At 38.9% G+C, this 19,427-nt stretch carries 18 protein-coding genes; 5 read left to right on the top strand and 13 right to left on the bottom strand.

Annotated elements, in window-relative coordinates; translation table 11 throughout:
- Positions 1-37 precede the first annotated feature (37 nt).
- The 6 genes from JFU20_RS24260 to hflX form a co-directional block, all read right to left on the bottom strand.
- The gene (locus JFU20_RS24260) at positions 38-700 is read right to left on the bottom strand and encodes a CpsD/CapB family tyrosine-protein kinase (RefSeq protein ID WP_002165236.1); all 663 of its coding nucleotides are present in this window, start codon (positions 698-700) and stop codon (positions 38-40) included.
- The gene (locus tag JFU20_RS24255) at positions 649-1,389 is read right to left on the bottom strand and encodes a YveK family protein (protein ID WP_002165235.1); all 741 of its coding nucleotides are present in this window, start codon (positions 1,387-1,389) and stop codon (positions 649-651) included. The genes JFU20_RS24260 and JFU20_RS24255 overlap by 52 nt, the downstream gene beginning before the upstream one ends.
- Before the next feature lie 268 nt (positions 1,390-1,657).
- On the bottom strand, positions 1,658-2,992 hold the full coding sequence (gene glnA, locus JFU20_RS24250; RefSeq protein ID WP_002014472.1) for a type I glutamate--ammonia ligase: 1,335 nt from the start codon (positions 2,990-2,992) through the stop codon (positions 1,658-1,660).
- Positions 2,993-3,040: 48 nt separating this feature from the next.
- The gene (gene glnR, locus JFU20_RS24245) at positions 3,041-3,430 is read right to left on the bottom strand and encodes a transcriptional repressor GlnR (protein ID WP_002014475.1); all 390 of its coding nucleotides are present in this window, start codon (positions 3,428-3,430) and stop codon (positions 3,041-3,043) included.
- Positions 3,431-3,604: 174 nt separating this feature from the next.
- A complete protein-coding gene (locus JFU20_RS24240) occupies positions 3,605-4,876 on the bottom strand; it encodes a methionine gamma-lyase family protein (RefSeq protein ID WP_201038951.1) in 1,272 nt (423 codons plus the stop codon).
- A complete protein-coding gene (gene hflX, locus JFU20_RS24235; protein ID WP_201038949.1) occupies positions 4,869-6,140 on the bottom strand; it encodes a GTPase HflX in 1,272 nt (423 codons plus the stop codon). Before hflX ends, JFU20_RS24240 begins: the two co-directional genes overlap by 8 nt.
- A 92-nt stretch (positions 6,141-6,232) precedes the next feature.
- Between hflX and JFU20_RS24230 the strand changes: the two genes are divergently transcribed.
- Both JFU20_RS24230 and JFU20_RS24225 read left to right on the top strand, forming a co-directional pair.
- Complete coding sequence (locus tag JFU20_RS24230) at positions 6,233-6,856, top strand: trimeric intracellular cation channel family protein (RefSeq protein ID WP_002014478.1); 624 nt, start codon at positions 6,233-6,235, stop codon at positions 6,854-6,856.
- A gap of 99 nt (positions 6,857-6,955) precedes the next feature.
- Complete coding sequence (locus tag JFU20_RS24225) at positions 6,956-7,093, top strand: hypothetical protein (protein ID WP_002087943.1); 138 nt, start codon at positions 6,956-6,958, stop codon at positions 7,091-7,093.
- A 31-nt stretch (positions 7,094-7,124) separates the two neighbouring features.
- Here the strand turns inward: JFU20_RS24225 and spoVK are convergent, their stop codons facing one another.
- Positions 7,125-8,081, bottom strand: coding sequence for a stage V sporulation protein K (gene spoVK, locus JFU20_RS24220; RefSeq protein WP_002014481.1), 957 nt, complete (start codon positions 8,079-8,081; stop codon positions 7,125-7,127).
- A gap of 113 nt (positions 8,082-8,194) precedes the next feature.
- On the opposite strand from spoVK, the gene JFU20_RS24215 reads away from it, so the two are divergent.
- Together JFU20_RS24215 and JFU20_RS24210 are read left to right on the top strand one after the other, a co-directional pair.
- Positions 8,195-9,157: a tyrosine-type recombinase/integrase gene (locus tag JFU20_RS24215; protein WP_002137832.1), complete on the top strand. Its 963-nt coding sequence runs from the start codon at positions 8,195-8,197 to the stop codon at positions 9,155-9,157.
- Positions 9,158-9,273: 116 nt separating this feature from the next.
- The gene (locus JFU20_RS24210) at positions 9,274-12,789 is read left to right on the top strand and encodes a Gly-Xaa-Xaa repeat protein (protein ID WP_201038945.1); all 3,516 of its coding nucleotides are present in this window, start codon (positions 9,274-9,276) and stop codon (positions 12,787-12,789) included.
- 79 nt (positions 12,790-12,868) lie between these two features.
- On the opposite strand, the gene hfq is transcribed toward JFU20_RS24210, so the two are convergent.
- Entirely contained in the window at positions 12,869-13,093 is a 225-nt protein-coding gene (gene hfq / locus JFU20_RS24205) for an RNA chaperone Hfq (protein WP_000813896.1), read from the bottom strand.
- Between the two features lie 21 nt (positions 13,094-13,114).
- Positions 13,115-14,068: a tRNA (adenosine(37)-N6)-dimethylallyltransferase MiaA gene (miaA, locus tag JFU20_RS24200; RefSeq protein ID WP_002014696.1), complete on the bottom strand. Its 954-nt coding sequence runs from the start codon at positions 14,066-14,068 to the stop codon at positions 13,115-13,117.
- A gap of 180 nt (positions 14,069-14,248) precedes the next feature.
- On the opposite strand from miaA, the gene JFU20_RS24195 reads away from it, so the two are divergent.
- Complete coding sequence (locus JFU20_RS24195; protein ID WP_002014695.1) at positions 14,249-14,494, top strand: hypothetical protein; 246 nt, start codon at positions 14,249-14,251, stop codon at positions 14,492-14,494.
- A 62-nt stretch (positions 14,495-14,556) separates the two neighbouring features.
- On the opposite strand, the gene JFU20_RS24190 is transcribed toward JFU20_RS24195, so the two are convergent.
- From JFU20_RS24190 to JFU20_RS24175, 4 genes are all read right to left on the bottom strand, one after another.
- The gene (locus JFU20_RS24190; protein ID WP_002014694.1) at positions 14,557-15,522 is read right to left on the bottom strand and encodes a 3D domain-containing protein; all 966 of its coding nucleotides are present in this window, start codon (positions 15,520-15,522) and stop codon (positions 14,557-14,559) included.
- A 347-nt stretch (positions 15,523-15,869) separates the two neighbouring features.
- Positions 15,870-17,729: a PTS fructose transporter subunit IIABC gene (locus JFU20_RS24185; protein ID WP_002014693.1), complete on the bottom strand. Its 1,860-nt coding sequence runs from the start codon at positions 17,727-17,729 to the stop codon at positions 15,870-15,872.
- A 13-nt stretch (positions 17,730-17,742) separates the two neighbouring features.
- A complete protein-coding gene (gene pfkB, locus JFU20_RS24180; RefSeq protein WP_002137839.1) occupies positions 17,743-18,654 on the bottom strand; it encodes a 1-phosphofructokinase in 912 nt (303 codons plus the stop codon).
- Positions 18,651-19,403 (bottom strand): DeoR/GlpR family DNA-binding transcription regulator, encoded by a 753-nt coding sequence (locus tag JFU20_RS24175; RefSeq protein WP_002137840.1) that lies wholly within the window; start codon positions 19,401-19,403, stop codon positions 18,651-18,653. The genes pfkB and JFU20_RS24175 overlap by 4 nt, the downstream gene beginning before the upstream one ends.
- Positions 19,404-19,427: the final 24 nt, after the last annotated feature.

The raw sequence follows: 19,427 nt of genomic DNA, 5'->3' as shown, positions 1-19,427 counted from the left end.
TAAGGATATTATTTTTTTAAAAGTACATTTATGTTATTTATACTTTTCCATTCAAAATCGCACCTAATATCCTACTTTTCGTAAAACTTAACGCCCTTTTCGTTTCAAGCGCATCTTCATTCACAGTATGATTATAACGTATCACCAATAATACACCTTCACACTTATCAGCCAATACACTTGTATCTGTTACTTCTAGTACAGGAGAAGAATCAAATAATATAATATCATATCGTTCCATTGCCTTTTGAACTAACATATCCATTGCACTCGAACTAAGTACTTCGGATGGATTGAATGGTACCGGTCCGCTAGTTAATATATCCAGACTTGCCATCTCTGTTTTTTTCACGGCGCCCTCTAAAGTTGTTTTTCCGTTCAATATATCAATTAATCCAATTGTATTTTCTACTCCAAACATTTCATGAATCGTCGGTGTTCGTAAATTTGCATCTATTACCAATACTTTTTCACCTTTTTGTGCTATTGAGACTGCTAAGTTAACTGTAATCGTTGATTTTCCTTCACCATACCTCGGAGAAGTAATAACTATAGTTCTGCTTTTATGAATAGATGAAGATAATTGAAGATTTGTTCGAAGCGAACGATACTGCTCCGAAATTTTCGATCTTGGAGCGGTATGTACAATTATACTTTCTCCTTTAACTTTATTTGTTTTTCGTCTATTTTTGTAAGCCACTCCGTTCCCTCCCCCAATAATACCGTATTTTTTTTACTGAATTTGTCTTTCACATTTTTTCTATTCATTTTAGATATTCCGCCCAAAACAGGGACATCTAACAATTGTTCAATTCGCCGTTCCGATTTGATTCTCTCATCAAGTGAATCCAATAAAAAAATGAATCCAACACTGAGCACCATACCTATAGAGAATGCAATTAGTATCGTCTTAAAGTGATTTATATTTATAGGCATAGAATTTTTTTGAACTGGGTCTTCTGGTAATATACTCACATTATTAAAATTCAGTATATTCGCTACTTCTTTCTTATAAACAGCAACTGTAGTATTTGCAATTTTATGAGCAAGCACAGGATCTATATCCACTACATTTATTCTCATAATCTGGGACCCTTGCACACTTTCTGTACTTATTTGTCCACTTAATGCACCTGCAGATCTGTTAATATTCAATTCAGCAGCCACTTTTTCTAATATTACAGGCTCATTTACCATCGCTTTCAATGTATTCATCGTTTCAGCATTAGCTTGAACAATAACTCTTGCTGAAGAGGCATATAATGGTGTTTTTACATATATAGTATACATCGCTCCTGCTACTGTTGTGAGAGTTGTAAATAATAGAAGTATCCAAATTCTTTTCCGTATAATAGTAAATAGATTTTTCAAATTTATTTCCTTATCCATAACTTCCCTCCTCATTTAAAACCAATGAGCTTCAACTTGAAATTGGCATCGAAAACTTAAGAAAAAACAATATTTTCATTCTTTTAAATATACAAACATTTCTAGTTAATGCCATTTTAGTTCTTTATATAGAACGAGTCAATACAAATTATTTTCACTAAATTACTTCCTGCTGACACTAAAAAAATAACGACAATATTCGTGTTTTTTCACTGTAGATAAATGACGAAAAAGCCCTAATACCGTAGTATTAGGGCTTTTTTCTCTCTTAGTATAGAGACATATATTGATCGCGTTCCCATTGGTGAACTTGAGTTCTAAAAATATCCCACTCAATTTCTTTTGCTTCAATGAAGTGCTCAAGTAAATGATCACCTAATGCGCCACATACGATTTCATTAGATTGTAAAGTAACTAACGCTTGCGCTAATGTTGCTGGTAAGTCAACGATACCTGCTTCTTCACGCTCTTCTTTTGTCATTACGTAGATGTTACGGTCTACTGCAGCTGGTGGAGTTAATTTATTTTTAATTCCATCAAGACCTGCTGCTAATAATGTAGCCATTACTAAATACGGGTTCGCAGCTGGGTCAACACTACGTACTTCTACGCGTGTACTAATACCACGAGATGCAGGGATACGCACTAATGGACTACGGTTTTGTGCAGACCATGCTACGTAACATGGAGCTTCATATCCAGGTACTAAACGCTTGTAAGAGTTTACAGTTGGGTTTGCTACCGCTGTAAATGCTGGCGCATGCTTTAAAATACCTGCGATGAAGTGACGAGCATCATCACTTAATTGTAAATCACCGTTTTGATCGAAGAATACGTTCTCACCATTTTTAAATAGTGATAAGTTACAGTGCATACCTGAACCGTTCACACCGTATAATGGTTTCGGCATAAATGTTGCGTGTAAACCATGTTTACGAGCAATCGTTCTTACAACAAGCTTGAATGTTTGAATGTCATCACATGAGCGAATTGCATTTGCATATTTAAAGTCAATTTCATGTTGACCTGGCGCAACCTCATGGTGAGATGCTTCAATTTCAAAGCCCATTTCTTCAAGTTCAAGAACGATATCACGACGACAGTTTTCCCCTAGATCCATCGGCGCAAGGTCGAAGTATCCACCGTTATCGTTTAATTCTAATGTTGGATTTCCTTTTTCATCAACTTTAAATAGGAAGAATTCTGGCTCTGGTCCAAGATTGAAATCTGAGAATCCTAATGCTTCCATTTCTTTTAACACACGCTTTAAGTTGTTACGTGGGTCGCCATCAAATGGAGTACCATCAGCATTGTAAATATCACAGATTAAACGAGCTACTTTACCTTTTTCAGCTGTCCAAGGGAAAATTACCCAAGTATCTAAATCCGGATATAAATACATATCAGATTCTTCAATACGTACGAAACCTTCAATAGAAGATCCATCAAACATCATTTTGTTATCAAGAGCTTTTGTTAATTGGCTCACTGGAATTTCTACGTTTTTAATTACCCCTAAAAGGTCCGTAAATTGCAGACGGATATACTTTACATTCTCTTCTTTCGCCAAACGGAAAATATCTTCTTTTGTGTACCTAGCCATTATAAATTCCTCCTTAGTCCCTCTAAACACCTTCAGAATCAGTTATCTTTAGTGAAAAAACCTTGAAATGTCACCTTGTCGCAATGAGGTCCGATTAAATCTACCTGTATGTTGTAGTTCATCTCGAAGAATTTTGCGAAGCTCGGATTTTGAAATTTCTTTCGTTTCTTCTTTTACTTTCACTGCTTCTGTTTGATTTTCTTTCATTTGCAATACTTGTTTTATTCCGGCCATATTTAAGCCTTGATCTAACAAATCTTTAATTTCCAACAATTTATCTACATCGTTAAATGAAAATAATCTACGATTCCCTTTTGTACGGGTTGGAAAAATAAGATTATGCTCTTCATAGTAGCGAATTTGACGTGCAGATAATTGTGTTAAATCCATTACAATACCAATTGGAAACAGCGGAGCAGAACGTCTATCTTCTTTCATTGTTTCAGTTCCTCCTTCGCCTTAACTGTTTCTCATTTTATACCATGTTATGTTTAGTGTCAATAGATGTTAGCTTTTCTTACATGATTTTTTTGTGGATTTTTTCATTTTTTTTCTAATGGCACAAATCATTACTTTCACACGAAAAAAGCTGCCGAAATCGACAGCTTTCCTTTAAGAAATTGTTAATAGTTTTTTTTCAATTAACGCATCAATCGCAGAACAAATCGCAATCTTTACATGCGAATAAGTTAACCCACCTTGCACGTAAGCAACATAAGGCGGACGAATCGGACCATCAGCCGACAGCTCAATACTTGCACCTTGAATAAACGTCCCCGCAGCCATAATTACATCATCTTCATAACCCGGCATATAGTTTGCATATGGAGTGAAATGAGAATTAATTGGAGATGCATATTGAATCGCTTGACAGAACGCAATCATACGATCTTTATCATCAAATTGAACAGACTGAATTAAATCTGTTCTTGGTGCATTCCAAGCTGGTGATGTATTCATCCCTAACTTTTCTAAAAATGCAGCTGTAAAAATCGCACCTTTTAGCGCTTGTCCCGCTACATGCGGCGCTAAGAAGAAACCTTGATACATTTCTTGCAAACTGTATAAAGATGCCCCTGCTTCCGCACCGATTCCCGGAGATGTTAGACGATATGCACACGCTTCAACATACTGCTCTTTACCAACAATGTAACCACCAGTTTTAACAATTCCACCGCCAGGATTCTTAATAAGAGAGCCTGCCATTAAGTCCGCACCAACATGACATGGCTCTTCTTCTTCAATAAATTCGCCATAGCAATTATCTACAAATACAACAACATCAGGTTTAATCTCTTTCACAAACGCAATCATCTCTTTAATTTGTGAAACAGTAAACGACGGACGAGTAGCATATCCTTTTGAACGCTGAATACCAATCATCTTCGTATTACTATGGATCGCAGCTGCAACAGCTTCAAAGTCCACAAATCCCTCTTCAGTTAACGGAACTGCGTTATAACCAATATTATATTCTTTAAATGAGCCTACACCTTTTCCGCGTACACCAACGATTTCTTCTAACGTATCATATGGTTTTCCTGTTATGTATAGCAGTTCATCTCCTGGACGTAAAATACCGAATAGAGCTGTCGAAATTGCGTGAGTACCTGAAATAATTTGCGGACGAACAAGACCCGCTTCTGCCCCAAATACATCAGCATACACTTTTTCTAACGTGTCACGACCAATATCATCATAACCATAACCTGTCGTCGGAATAAAATGCGAATCGCTAATTTTGTGTTTACGAAAACTTTCTAATACACGAAATTGGTTACTCTCAATCACTTCATCCACATGTTTATGTACTTCTATAATTTGATTTTCTACTTCTTTTACGATTGGAGCAATTTTTTCTCCATTTTTCAAACGATCAAACATTATTTTCTCCTTCTTCCACTAAAAATCTCTTTAATTGCCCCTTAAGCGATGAATGAGCAAATATATACCCTGTACAATCATATACAAATTTATCTTCTAGAAACTCCATTTTAGTTAATATTGTTTCTGTCTTTAAAAACGTTAATAACCTACCTTCACTCGGAGGGATTTCCACTTGATAATCATCCATTTCTTCCTTCATCTTCGTTTCTAGCGCTTCTTTTATACGCAATAAATCACTTTCTTCAAAAGCACTAGTCATTAAGAAATCACTTTTCGGAAATGGAATGAAGTTTTGATGCAATTTATCTTTTTTATTATATAACGTAATAATAGGAATACGATTAATTTCAAGGTCCGACAATAATTGTTTTACTGTCTGCTCATGCCCTACATAATTAGGATCTGCAGAATCAACAACATGTAAAATAACATCCGCTTCCCCAGCTTCTTCTAACGTAGATCGAAAAGCAGCAATTAGTGACGTAGGTAAATCTTGTATAAAACCAACCGTATCAGTCAAAAGCACTGTATAACCAGAAGGTAACGGCATCTTTCTTGTCGTCGGATCTAGCGTTGCAAACAATAAGTTTTCTTCAAACGTATCAGCTTCAGTTAATCTATTAAACAACGTAGATTTTCCTGCATTTGTATACCCAATTAACGCAACTTGAAACACTTTATTATCTTTTCTTCTCTCACGATATCTCTTTCGATGCTCCACAACAACCGCAAGTTGTCTCTTTATTTCATCAATACGAGATCGAATATGACGACGATCTGTCTCAAGCTTCGTCTCTCCTGGTCCCCTTGTACCAATTCCACCACCAAGACGTGATAAAGCAAGACCTTGTCCCATAAGGCGCGGCATTGTATATTGCAATTGAGCTAATTCTACTTGAAGCTTACCCTCTCTCGATTTCGCACGTTGCGCAAAAATATCTAGTATTAACTGCGTTCGGTCAATCACTCTCGCATCTAATACTGAAGATAAATTCCGAATTTGACTTGGTGTTAACTCATTATTAAAAACAATAACAGCTGGTTCTAATTCTTCCGTCAACGCTGCAAGCTCTTCTAGTTTACCTTTTCCTATATAAGTCGCCGGATGAAACTTCGGGCGCTTTTGCGTCGTTGATACTAACACTTCCGCTCGCGCAGTTTTCGCTAGCGATGCAAGCTCTTTCATGGAATGCATAAATTTTTCATCATCATCTTGTGGCAATTGACAGCCAACTAATATGATTTTTTCTTTTTCTTCCATCAAATATGTTCACTCATCCTTTTCGAAATTTAAACCTTCTAATATAATAGCAGAGGAAGCACATTTCATCTAGTTAGCGGGGGAGAAAATTCATGGCATGGGAGATTTTTAGCATCATAGGCACAATCGCTTTCGCACTAAGCGGAGCCATTGTTGCAATGGAAGAGGATTATGATATTTTCGGGGTATATATTTTAGGAATGGCAACCGCATTTGGGGGAGGTGCCCTTCGTAATTTATTAATCGGTTATCCAATCGTCGCGTTTTGGCAACAAGACATGTTATTCCAAATCGCACTATTATCAATGACGATCATTTTTCTTTTTCCTAATAAATTAATTAAGCATTGGAAAAAGTGGGAAAACATCACAGATGCCATCGGCTTATCAGCGTTCGCCGTACAAGGAGCTCTATACGCCCAAAAATTAAATTTACCAATTAGCGCTACAATTGTAGCTGCTGTTTTAACTGGCATTGGCGGCGGTATTATTCGTGATCTTTTAGCACGTAGAAAACCTCTCGTCCTTCGAGCTGATGTATATGCGTTTTGGACGATTTTAGCCGGTTTTTTGATTGGCGCTAAAGTCATCGTTAGCGATTGGGCTCTATACACCTTATTCATTTTAATTGTTTGCTTCCGCATGGTTTCTATTCATTACAAATGGCATTTACCGCATAGACGCATCGATACAAAGGAGCGCTCAATGCATAAATAGTAATCTAACCTCTTTACATATCGTAAAGAGGTTTTTCTTTTCTAACGAGTTTTTCTTTACATAATGTTTATACTAATTTTTAAAGCGAGGTGAATGCAAATGACAAACCATGTTAATAAAGGAGCTCAAAAAAGCTCAGTAAACCAATTTGGACATGATCCAAATTCAGCGCACGAAAAGAGCGCTAAAATGGAACGTCTTCATAAAACTCACCAAGAAAAAGCAAAAAAAGAGTAAACGAACTTATGCATAAAAACAGACGCACAGTTTACGTACTGTGCGTCTCCTCTTCAAGCATTAAATCCATACTTGATATCCCAATTAAATCATATTTATCATACGTATCCTCTTGTAACAATCGCATAGCTTGTGTACGAATCGATTTTTCAACAATATTCCGTACGTATCGCCCATTACTAAACGATGTAATTTGCGACGAATACTTTACCGCATGTAAATGATCTCGAAATTTCCACTCCGCTTCTTTAGATAACTGATATTCACGCTCCTCATACATTCTCTTTCCAATTTCCAACAGCTGATTTACCGAGTAATCCGCAAATTCAATAATAAATGGAAAACGAGATTGTAACCCTGGATTTAATGAAAGAAAATGATTCATCTCTCTTGAATATCCAGCTAAAATTAATACAAAACCGTGCTGCTTATCTTCCATATGCTTCACAAGTGTATCAATAGCTTCCTTCCCAAAATCCTTCTCTCCCCCCCGCGCTAAAGAATACGCCTCATCAATAAACAAAATACCTCCCATGGCCTTTTTTATTAAATCTCTCGTCTTTTGCGCTGTATGACCGATATACTCCCCCACAAGATCAGCACGTTCTGCTTCAACTAAATGTCCCTTCGATAAAATATTCATCTCAAACAACAATTTCCCTATCATTCTAGCAACGGTTGTCTTCCCAGTACCGGGATTCCCCCTAAATAACATGTGAAGCACTTGCTTCTCAGATTTCAACCCCATCTCTTGTCTTTTTTTATTTACATAAATCCAAGCATAAATTTCTTTTATTATCTTTTTTATTTCATCCATCCCAACAAGCTTTCCCATCTCTTCTTCAATTCTCTGCAACATCTCATGTTTAGTAGTGGTTTCACTTGAAATTACCGTTTTATTTTCTGATGCCGGTAACGAAATTTTCTTTCGATGGTTTAATACAATATTAATTTGATTGTTATTTTTCTTACGCATCGATTGTTCCATACAATCACCTCATTTTATCCACTCACCAAATATTATTATTCCAGTCCCTCCTGCAAATGCCTATTTTCAGAAAAGTTTGCTATAATATAAGAAATAATCAAGGTGGTGGGACTATGGAAACAACGGAATTCCATGATACAATACAAGCCTTTTCTATTTTTTTATTGAATAAAGGCCGAAAGTCTTCAACCATTAAACGTTATGTTTATGACATTGAAGATTTTGGACATTGGTTAGAAAAAAACAAAAAGCTCCCTTCCAGTAATATATGGGCAACACTTTGTACAAAAGACTATGAAGATTACTTTTCAGACTTAAAAAAGAATCGACACTACTCTGAGAAAACAATGCATCGTGTATTTATTGTATTAAATAGAATGCATCATTTTCTTAACATTCCAAATCCATTGAAGAATATGGAAATTACTATTCAACCAAACCGTGCATTGCGTAATGAAGATTTCATTTCATCCGATGAAGAAAAAAGATTAAAGCATATAGTCACTTCATTAGAAGGACTTTCAGAAAAACAACGTCCCGTTCGTCCATTATTAATGGATCGTAATATCGCTATTTTAAGTATATTAATCGACTACGGACTATCCTTACAAGAGCTTACAGCATTAACTATGCATCACGTTCATTTTGAAACTAATACACTTTCTATTCCAGCAACCGCAGGAGTAGAAAGAACAATCACATTAGCAATCGAAGACAAAAAACAACTGTACACATATTATAAAAGTATTCCAGAACCAGTTCGTCCTAAATACCATAGTAATGACCCGTTGTTTGTTGCATTCGATTTTAACCGCGGAACATACAGATGGGTATACGAAAACGATGCACCAAAAGCACTAACAGAAATCGCTATCCAAAAAATGATCCGACTTGAAGTAGCAAGAGCGAATTTACGTAAAGGCATTTCTGGACAACATTTCCGGAACACGTTTATTTTACGCCTAATAAAAAAACAAACCCCAGAGCCAGAAATCATAAAATTAGTTGGCTTCAAATCAAAAATTTCACTAAAGCGATATTATCAATATGCTGAAAATAAAAAAAACGCCCTATAATAAGGCGTTTTTTTATTTTTTTCTCGAAACACTCAATTTCACTATGACCATTTAGCTATTCCCTGCATCTACTATGATGAGTTTCATTCACATTCTTATTAGAAAGGAGAGATTTAATGTCTCGCTTTAACGACAATCAAAATAAATACTCCAATCCCTGCTTTCCAACTAGCGCTGGACGAATTCCAACTACCCCAACGATTCCAATTACTAAAGCGCAAATTAGAACATTCCGTGCAATCATTAACGATTTAATAAAAATAATCCCTAAACTTTTCGCCAATCCATCTCCCAAAAACATTGAGAATCTAATAGATACATTGCACCTACTAAGCAAATTCATCTGTTCACTAGACACTACTTCCGCTCTGAAAGCACAAGGATTAGCCATCATTAAAAACTTAATAACTATATTAAAAAATCCAACCTTCGTAGCAAGTGCTGTATTTGTTGAACTTCAAATTTTAATTAATTATTTACTTTACATTACAAAGTTATTCCGAATTGATCCTTGTACACTCCAAGAACTCCTTAAATTAATTGCAGAGTTACAAACTACTCTAGTTAATTCAGCTTCGTTCGGCAGAGGACCTACTGGACCTACTGGACCTACTGGACCTCAAGGTAACATGGGCGCTACTGGTGCGACCGGACCCAGAGGTAACACGGGCGCGACTGGTGCGACCGGACCTAGAGGTAACACGGGCGTGACTGGTGCGACCGGACCTAGAGGTAACACGGGCGTGACTGGCGCGACCGGACCTAGAGGTAACACGGGCGTGACTGGTGCGACCGGACCTAGAGGTAACACGGGCGTGACTGGCGCGACCGGACCTAGAGGTAACACGGGCGCTACTGGTGCGACCGGACCTAGAGGTAACACGGGCGTGACTGGTGCGACCGGACCTAGAGGTAACATGGGCGCTACTGGTGCGACCGGACCTAGAGGTAACACGGGCGCTACTGGTGCGACCGGACCTAGAGGTAACACGGGCGCTACTGGCGCGACCGGACCTAGAGGTAACACGGGCGCTACTGGTGCGACCGGACCTAGAGGTAACACGGGCGTGACTGGTGCGACCGGACCTAGAGGTAACACGGGCGTGACTGGTGCGACCGGACCTAGAGGTAACACGGGCGCTACTGGTGCGACCGGACCTAGAGGTAACACGGGCGTGACTGGTGCGACCGGACCTAGAGGTAACACGGGCGTGACTGGTGCGACCGGACCTAGAGGTAACACGGGCGTGACTGGTGCGACCGGACCTAGAGGTAACACGGGTGCTACTGGACCTCAAGGTATTCAAGGTAACACCGGCGCTACTGGTTCCACTGGACCTCAAGGTATTCAAGGTAACACCGGCGCTACTGGTTCCACTGGACCTCAAGGTATTCAAGGTAACACCGGCGCTACTGGTTCCACTGGACCTCAAGGTATTCAAGGTAACACCGGCGCTACTGGTTCCACTGGACCTCAAGGCGTTCAAGGTAACACGGGTGCTACCGGTGCTACTGGTTCCACTGGACCTCAAGGTATTCAAGGTAACACGGGTGCTACTGGACCTCAAGGTGCGCAAGGTAACACAGGTGCTACCGGACCTCAAGGTGCGCAAGGTAACACGGGTGCTACTGGACCTCAAGGCGTTCAAGGTAACACGGGTGCTACCGGTGCTACTGGTTCCACTGGACCTCAAGGTATTCAAGGTAACACGGGTGCTACTGGTTCCACTGGACCTCAAGGTATTCAAGGTAACACGGGTGCTACCGGTGCTACTGGACCTCAAGGTGCGCAAGGTAACACAGGTGCTACTGGTTCCACTGGACCTCAAGGTATTCAAGGTAACACGGGTGCTACCGGTGCTACTGGACCTCAAGGCGCTCAAGGTAACACGGGTGCTACTGGACCTCAAGGCGTTCAAGGTAACACAGGTGCTACGGGTGCTACCGGACCTCAAGGTGTTCAAGGTAACACGGGTGCTACTGGACCTCAAGGTATTCAAGGTAACACGGGCGCTACTGGTTCCACTGGACCTCAAGGTGCGCAAGGTAACACGGGTGCTACTGGACCTCAAGGCGTTCAAGGTAACACGGGTGCTACCGGTGCTACTGGACCTCAAGGTATTCAAGGTAATACAGGTGCCACTGGACCTCAAGGCGCTCAAGGTAACACGGGTGCTACTGGTTCCACTGGACCTCAAGGTGCGCAAGGTAACACAGGTGCCACTGGACCTCAAGGTATTCAAGGTAACACGGGTGCTACTGGACCTCAAGGTATTCAAGGTAACACGGGCGCTACTGGTTCCACTGGACCTCAAGGTATTCAAGGTAACACGGGCGCTACTGGTTCCACTGGACCTCAAGGTGCGCAAGGTAACACGGGTGCTACTGGACCTCAAGGCGTTCAAGGTAACACGGGTGCTACTGGTTCCACTGGACCTCAAGGTATTCAAGGTAACACGGGTGCTACCGGTGCTACTGGACCTCAAGGTATTCAAGGTAATACAGGTGCCACTGGACCTCAAGGCGCTCAAGGTAACACGGGTGCTACCGGACCTCAAGGTGCGCAAGGTAACACGGGTGCTACTGGACCTCAAGGTGTTCAAGGTAACACGGGTGCTACCGGACCTCAAGGCGTTCAAGGTAACACGGGTGCTACTGGTTCCACTGGACCTCAAGGTGCGCAAGGTAACACAGGTGCTACTGGACCTCAAGGTAACACGGGTGCTACCGGACCTCAAGGTGCTCAAGGTAACACAGGTGCTACCGGACCTCAAGGTATTCAAGGTAATACAGGTGCCACTGGACCTCAAGGCGCTCAAGGTAACACGGGTGCTACCGGACCTCAAGGTGTTCAAGGTAACACGGGTGCTACTGGTTCCACTGGACCTCAAGGTGTTCAAGGTAACACAGGTGCTACTGGTATAGGAGTTACCGGACCTACTGGACCTTCTGGTGGGCCTCCTGGACCTCAAGGTAACACAGGTGCTACTGGTTCCACTGGACCTCAAGGCGCTCAAGGTAACACGGGTGCTACTGGTGCTACTGGTTCCACTGGACCTCAAGGTATTCAAGGTGCGCAAGGTAACACGGGTGCTACTGGACCTCAAGGTGTTCAAGGTAACACGGGTGCTACCGGACCTCAAGGTGCTCAAGGTAACACAGGTGCTACCGGACCTCAAGGTGTTCAAGGACCAACGGGTGTTACTGGTATAGGAGTTACCGGACCTACTGGACCTAGCTTCCCAGTAGCAACAATCGTTGTAACAAACAACATCCAACAAACAGTACTCCAATTTAATAACTTTATTTTTAGTACTGCAATTAACGTAAACAATATTATCTTTAACGGCACAAATACAGTTACTGTTATTAACGCTGGTATTTATGTAATTAGCGTATCTATTTCTACAACTGCGCCAGGATGCGCTCCACTTGGAGTAGGAATTTCAATTAATGGAGCAGTTGCTACTGACAACTTCTCTTCAAATCTAATAGGCGACTCACTTTCATTTACTACAATCGAAACATTAGCTGCTGGAGCAAACATTTCTGTCCAATCTACTCTTAACGAGATTACGATCCCTGCAACAGGAAACACTAACATTCGTCTTACTGTATTTAGAATCGCTTAAATTTCACTATTTATTGTTTATGGCAAATAAAAAAAGAGCGAGAAACTCGCTCTTTTTTATTATGTACAATAATTCATTACTACTCTAATTCAATTGAAACATTTTTTTGTGGTACAAATGTAGAAATTGCATGTTTATAAATAAGCTGTTGCTTACCTTCTGTTTCCAGCAGGACTGTAAAATTATCAAATCCTTTAATTAATCCACGAAGCTGGAAACCATTTAATAAGTACAGCGTAACGAACGTATTCTCTTTACGGAGTTGATTTAAAAACTGATCTTGAATATTGATTGATTGCTTCATGTCGAATCCTCCTCTTTTTCTCTACTTACTATTATTCGACTTTAGTTGTAGCTTTCCTTCTATGTATCGTAAAATTTCTGACGTTTTTTCACCATCAGTAACATCGAACCACGCGACATCCATCTTATTACGGAACCACGTTAATTGACGTTTTGCATAACGGCGTGAATTCGTCTTTAATTGTGATACCGCTTCTTCTAAAGATACACGATTCTCAAAATAATCATATATCTCTTTATAACCAATCGCTTGAATAGATTGACAATCTCGCACTCCTCTTTCATGTAAACCTTTTACTTCTTCTAATAAACCTTGTTCAATCATTAGGTTAACACGTAAGTTAATGCGATCGTATAGCATTTCTCGATCCATTGTCAAGCCAATTAATGAAACATCGTACAGTAACTCATTTTCTTGTTTTTCGAGCTGGTTACTCATTTTTTCACCCGTCGTGTGAAAAATTTCTAACGCCCGAATAACACGCCTTACATTATTGGCATGAATACGCTCCGCACTTTCTGGATCTACTTCTTGTAACTTTTTATGTACATATTCCACACCGTGTTCTAATGCTAACTTTTCCATCTGTTCTCGGTATGTAGCATCCCCAGCCTCATCTGTAAACTGGTAATCGAATAGAACAGATTGTATATAGAGACCGGTTCCACCAACAATAATTGGTAATTTCCCGCGCTCTGTAATTTCTCGAATGCACTTACGGACACGTTCTTGAAATTCCGCCACAGAAAATGAATCTTCCGGATCTTTTATATCAATCATATAATGCGGAATTCCGTCCATCTCATCTATCGTCACCTTTGCAGTCCCGATATCCATCGTACGATAAATTTGCATGGAATCACCACTAATAATCTCACCATTCAACGCTTTTGCAAGATCGATACTTAATTTCGTCTTTCCGACAGCAGTTGGCCCAATGATGACAGCAACTTTTTCACGTTGCACTTCTCCCATATCATTCAACTCTCTTTATGTAATATACTCCATCTATTGATTATACCCAATCTTACCAATTTTAACGGCATGATTGCAAGTTCTTTGAATCCAGTACATGAAATTACACAAAAAAAGAGCATAGCTTGTCCAATTCTGCATATACATGATAAAAAATAGCTCGGAGAGGGTGCAATGACTATGAAACAAGCGACTATCGATTTTCCATTATTAATAAAAGACCTTATTTTAGCTACTGCTACAAAAGAACAAAATTGTTCACAAGAAGAATTATACTTCGCACTAAATTGTTTACTACGTTCCTTTCATTCTACTCTTCAAGAAACAACGTTACATCCAGAAAATAAAAATACAGAGTATATGCAAACTCAATTTTGCACTGCGTATAAAATTATTACAGGTAAAACAATTTACCCTTTTCAATAATTCTTATATAAAAAAAGCGGCCGCTTAGACATTTTCAAGCAGCCGTTTTTTATTTTAATAAATTATTTTATAACTTTCACTTTAACGGATTTACGACCCCAACTATCAGCAGTGCTATCTGAACCAACTAAAACATCAATACGGTTTCCTTTAATCGCGCCACCAGTATCTCCAGCAATTGCTTCTCCATATCCTTCCACCCACACTTTTGATCCGAGAGGAATTACTTTCGGATCAACAGCAATAACTTTCATATTTGGATTCGCTGTTAAATCATGCCCCATCGCAGTTAACACACGACCACCATATGTGCCATTTTCACTCGGGTGAGCTGTGTAAGCTGTCGCTTCTACCGTTATTTCACGACCAGCAGGTTCACTTGTTTCAGTAGATTTTGCCACTGGCTTAGTTGCCGGCTTCGCTTGCGCTACTGGTTTACTTGATGCTCCACTTTTAACTGATTCTTTTCCATTAACTGCCGTATCATTTTTAGCCGGCGCTTTCTCCTTAACTGATGTATCATTTTTAACCGCCGTTTTCACCTTAGTTGGCGCTTCATCTTGAGCTGGAACTTCTTTTCTTTCAATAACAGGTGCTGTACCTGTTAAAAATGGTATGTGAACATACGCCGCTTTCCCGCCATATTCGAATTGTAACCATTCGTTTTGTACTTGATTTGTCGTTTCAATCAAGTCATCTTTTTTAAGCGTGCCAAGAATTTCTGAATCAGTATTCGCTCCAGCACGAATGTTTAATACGTTTGCTGTTACATAATAAGAACTTTTCGTAAACTCAGCACTTACAAAAGCTTCTTTACCATCTAATTTAATTTTGGACCATCCGTTTTCTGTATTTATAACATCTAATTTATTTCCACTTAACATTTTACCTACAAGTTTTGATTCTACAGTTGGGTTTTCTCTAACGTTTAATACATCTGTTGTTACAATCGTTTCCGCTTTAGCAGAACCTGCAAAAATCCCAAGACCAAAAACTGCTGCTGTTGCTATACCTAATAATTTTTTCATGAATAGCCTCCATTTGCTTTGTTTTCGTGTTCTCATTATAGCAACAGTTTTTTGTAGAATTTCGAAAATCACACAATTACAAAGCATTCGTAATAAACGATTAATGATTTGTAACATAAATTTCCATATTAAAGAATTGTATTTCTACCAAAATTAGCAATAGTTTTCATATATTTCTCACAAATTAGTATAAGAATTTTTTTCCAGAAAAATTACAGTATTACTTTTTTGTTACAAAAAAATCACTTTTCATTACATCTTTTACCAAAATCCATCATAATCCAATTATTAAATTACTTTTTGTAACGAAAAAGGAACAACTCCTATTAGCTGTCCCTTTTTATCTTTTATTTAACTTTCTTCTTCCAAACACCTATCATAATAGCTGAAACAATCGTCCCAATTAATATAGAGAAAATGTATAGCAACGGTTTATTCACTAATGCGATAACAAACAATCCACCATGCGGTGCCGGCAATGTAATTTGGAATAACATAGATAAGGCACCCGCGATACTTGAACCAACAACACAACTTACTATTACTCGAACCGGATCGGCAGCTGCAAATGGAATCGCACCTTCTGTAATAAACGATGCTCCCATAATATAATTTGTTAAACCAGATTTACGTTCTGCTTCTGTAAATTTTGTTTTAAAGAATGTGGTTGCGAATGCAATCGCAAGTGGCGGTACCATACCACCAGCCATAACTGCTGAGTGCACTCCAAAATTCTGTGCTTCTATTGCAGCAATACCAAATGTAAATGCCGCTTTATTAATTGGACCACCCATATCAATTGCCATCATACCGCCTAAAATAAGACCTAATAATATAGCATTCGTACCGTTCAAACCATTTAACCATCCTGTTAACATTTCATTTAATGCTACTACAGGCGGATTTACTACTTTTTGCATAACAACTCCTGTAATCAACAATCCAAAGACTGGATATAACAAAACAGGTTTAATTCCTTCTAACTGTACTGGTAATCCTGAAAATAATCTTTTCAATCCTAAAACAACATATCCAGCTAAGAAACCAGCAATTAATCCACCTAAAAATCCCGCATTTGCTTGTGCTGCTAAAAACCCACCTACAACACCAGGCATAAAACCAGGACGATCAGCAATAGAACTCGCAATAAATCCAGCTAAGATTGGTACAAGGAATAAAAACGCACCTGTTTTTCCTCCCCCAATAGACATGAACAATTCAGCTAAAGGACCTTCCGCTTTTATACCACCAAACGAAAACGCTAGCGCTATTAAAATCCCGCCACCAACAACGAACGGAAGCATATTACTTACACCGCTCATTAAATGCTTATAAATTCCTAGCCCTTTTTCTTTCTCTACATTTTCTGCCTTCCCATTCTCTTTGACACCTTTAAAGATTGGCGCATCTTGTTTTACAGCTCGATTAAGAAGGACTTCAGTTTTTCTAATACCATCAGCTACTGGCACTTGAATGACATACTTCCCCGCGAAACGGTTCATTTCTACTTGTTTATCTGCCGCAACGATAATCGCTGTTGCGCGTTCAATATCCTCTTTCGTTAAACCGTTCTTTACACCTGTTGATCCATTCGTTTCAACTTTAATCGCAATCCCTAACTCTGCCGCTTTTGCTTTCAAACTATCCGCAGCCATATATGTGTGAGCGATACCAGTTGGACAAGCTGTAACAGCTAATACGTATGGCTCATTCCCTTCCGGCTTTGCTACTTCAACTTCTTCGTCTTCTTTTTCATTCTCTTTTTCATCAAATAAACGGAGAAGCTCATCCTCATCCTTTGCTTCTAATAATTGCTTGCGGAACCCTTCATCCATCAATAACGTAGAGAGACGAGATAACGTTTCTAAATGAGTATTATTCGCCCCTTCACTCGCAGCAATCATAAAAAACAGATGTGCAGGCTGTCCGTCAAGTGATTCATAGTTGATACCGCTTACACTTCTACCAAAACAAATCGCCGGTTGCTTAACGGCATTCGTCTTCGCATGAGGTATAGCAATACCTTCACCAATGCCTGTTGTACTTTGTGACTCTCGCTTTAAAATAGCTTCTTTAAATTCAGCTTTACTATTTAAACGATTTGCCCCGCTTAACTTTTCAACTAATTCATCTATGACAGCTTCTTTATTTGAAGCTGTCAAATTCATAATGACTGTATCCCTTTTTAATAGTTCTGTAATTTTCATATGTTGCTTCCCCCTATCGCTTAGCTACAATTACTTGCGACAATAATTCTTCTACTTTTTCCTTTGTACATAAATCCGCCGAGAATGCTGTTGCACTTCCTGTTGCAACACCATATTGAAATGCTTTTTCAATATCTTTTGTCTGTTCATATTTACCTACAAATCCAGCAACGAGAGAATCTCCTGCCCCAACCGAATTAATTACAACACCTTTCGGAACAGTTGCTTCATATATACCTTCTGCCGTAAATAATAAAGCTCCATCTCCTGCCATTGATACGATAACGTGCTCTACACCTTGTTCGATTAATTTTCTTCCATACGGTAATATGTCTTCTACGGTTGAAAGCTCCACTCCGAATAACTCACCAAGTTCATGATGATTTGGCTTTATTAAAAACGGCTTATTTTTAATTACATGCTGCAGTGCACTACCGCTTGCATCTACCACTACACGAATACCTTTTTCCGCTCCAAACTCTGCGATTGATTCATAAAATGTATTTGGAATAGAAGAAGGTACACTTCCAGCTAGTACAACACAATCTCCAGATTGCATACTTTCGATTTTTTTCATCAATTGTTCAAATTGCTCATTTGTCACAATAGGACCTTGTCCATTTAATTCTGTTTCTTCTTGCCCTTTTATTTTCACATTAATTCGAGAATCTCCATCTACTTGGACGAAGTTTGTTGTTACACCTTCATCATGCAATACATCTTTAATAAATTGGCCTGTAAATCCACCCGTAAATCCAAGCGCTACATTTTCAACACTTAAACGATGAAGAACACGAGAAACATTAATCCCTTTTCCTCCAGGAAACTTCATATCTTTCTCTGCTCGGTTTACTGTTCCTAAATCGAAAGAATTAACTTGTACTACATAATCAATAGATGGGTTTAAAGTAACTGTATAGATCATTGTTTATCAGCCTCAATTACATTGGTTTGTCTTTTATATTTTTCTAAATCAATTTCTAAATGGTTTGTAATAATGCTTGCATCTTCAACATTTGCAATTTTCGCAAACGCAACTTCTGAAAACTTGCTTTCATCAATTAAGAAATATCCTTCGTTTGCTAATGTTAATGCCATTTGTTTTAAGAGTGCCTCTTCTGGATCTGGCGTTGTAAAACCAAGCTGTTCATGTACACCATTCGCTCCTAAAAAACATTTATCAAAGCGATACTTCTGCATACTTTCCTGTGCCATAGCACCAATTAAAGCTTTCGTCCTACTCTTCATCATCCCGCCCAGTAAATATGCACGAATATTATTTTCAACTAAAGCTTCAATATGCATAAGTCCATTCGTAACGACTGTAACATCTTTATTTATTAAAAATGGAATCATTTCAAATGTTGTACTTCCTGCATCTAAATAAATACAATCACCTTGTTCAACAATGTTAGCCGCATACCTCGCAATTTGGTGTTTTATTTGAATGTTTTTGGATGATTTTTCAACCATCGTTGGCTCTTGTCCTTTTCCTGTTAAAACAGCAGCACCACCGTGAACTCTTTTTAATAACCTTTGCTTTTCCAATTGTGCTAAATCACGACGAATTGTTGATTCAGAGCTTTCTGTTCTTTCCACTAATTGTTGTAATTTAACAACCTTCTGCTCTTTTACAAGTTGCAATATCATTTGATGACGTTCAGGAGTTAACATTTTATTCACCTCTTCTTTGATTAC

It is taken from the genome of Bacillus sp. TH30, from assembly GCF_016650875.1.
Lineage (GTDB): Bacteria > Bacillota > Bacilli > Bacillales > Bacillaceae_G > Bacillus_A > Bacillus_A mycoides.
Note: the sequence above shows the minus strand (reverse complement) of the source record. Positions and strands in the feature narration are given on the sequence as shown.

Bases quoted from the DNA above. Each gene is read 5' to 3' on its own strand.
- JFU20_RS24255 (WP_002165235.1), bottom strand. From the start codon at position 1,389: ATGGATAAGGAAATAAATTTGAAAAATCTATTTACTATTATACGGAAA.
- glnA (WP_002014472.1), bottom strand. From the start codon at position 2,992: ATGGCTAGGTACACAAAAGAAGATATTTTCCGTTTGGCGAAAGAAGAG.
- glnR (WP_002014475.1), bottom strand. From the start codon at position 3,430: ATGAAAGAAGATAGACGTTCTGCTCCGCTGTTTCCAATTGGTATTGTA.
- JFU20_RS24240 (WP_201038951.1), bottom strand. From the start codon at position 4,876: ATGTTTGATCGTTTGAAAAATGGAGAAAAAATTGCTCCAATCGTAAAA.
- hflX (WP_201038949.1), bottom strand. From the start codon at position 6,140: ATGGAAGAAAAAGAAAAAATCATATTAGTTGGCTGTCAATTGCCACAA.
- JFU20_RS24230 (WP_002014478.1), top strand. From the start codon at position 6,233: ATGGCATGGGAGATTTTTAGCATCATAGGCACAATCGCTTTCGCACTA.
- JFU20_RS24225 (WP_002087943.1), top strand. From the start codon at position 6,956: ATGACAAACCATGTTAATAAAGGAGCTCAAAAAAGCTCAGTAAACCAA.
- spoVK (WP_002014481.1), bottom strand. From the start codon at position 8,081: ATGGAACAATCGATGCGTAAGAAAAATAACAATCAAATTAATATTGTA.
- JFU20_RS24215 (WP_002137832.1), top strand. From the start codon at position 8,195: ATGGAAACAACGGAATTCCATGATACAATACAAGCCTTTTCTATTTTT.
- JFU20_RS24210 (WP_201038945.1), top strand. From the start codon at position 9,274: ATGTCTCGCTTTAACGACAATCAAAATAAATACTCCAATCCCTGCTTT.
- hfq (WP_000813896.1), bottom strand. From the start codon at position 13,093: ATGAAGCAATCAATCAATATTCAAGATCAGTTTTTAAATCAACTCCGT.
- miaA (WP_002014696.1), bottom strand. From the start codon at position 14,068: ATGGGAGAAGTGCAACGTGAAAAAGTTGCTGTCATCATTGGGCCAACT.
- JFU20_RS24195 (WP_002014695.1), top strand. From the start codon at position 14,249: ATGAAACAAGCGACTATCGATTTTCCATTATTAATAAAAGACCTTATT.
- JFU20_RS24190 (WP_002014694.1), bottom strand. From the start codon at position 15,522: ATGAAAAAATTATTAGGTATAGCAACAGCAGCAGTTTTTGGTCTTGGG.
- JFU20_RS24185 (WP_002014693.1), bottom strand. From the start codon at position 17,729: ATGAAAATTACAGAACTATTAAAAAGGGATACAGTCATTATGAATTTG.
- pfkB (WP_002137839.1), bottom strand. From the start codon at position 18,654: ATGATCTATACAGTTACTTTAAACCCATCTATTGATTATGTAGTACAA.
- JFU20_RS24175 (WP_002137840.1), bottom strand. From the start codon at position 19,403: ATGTTAACTCCTGAACGTCATCAAATGATATTGCAACTTGTAAAAGAG.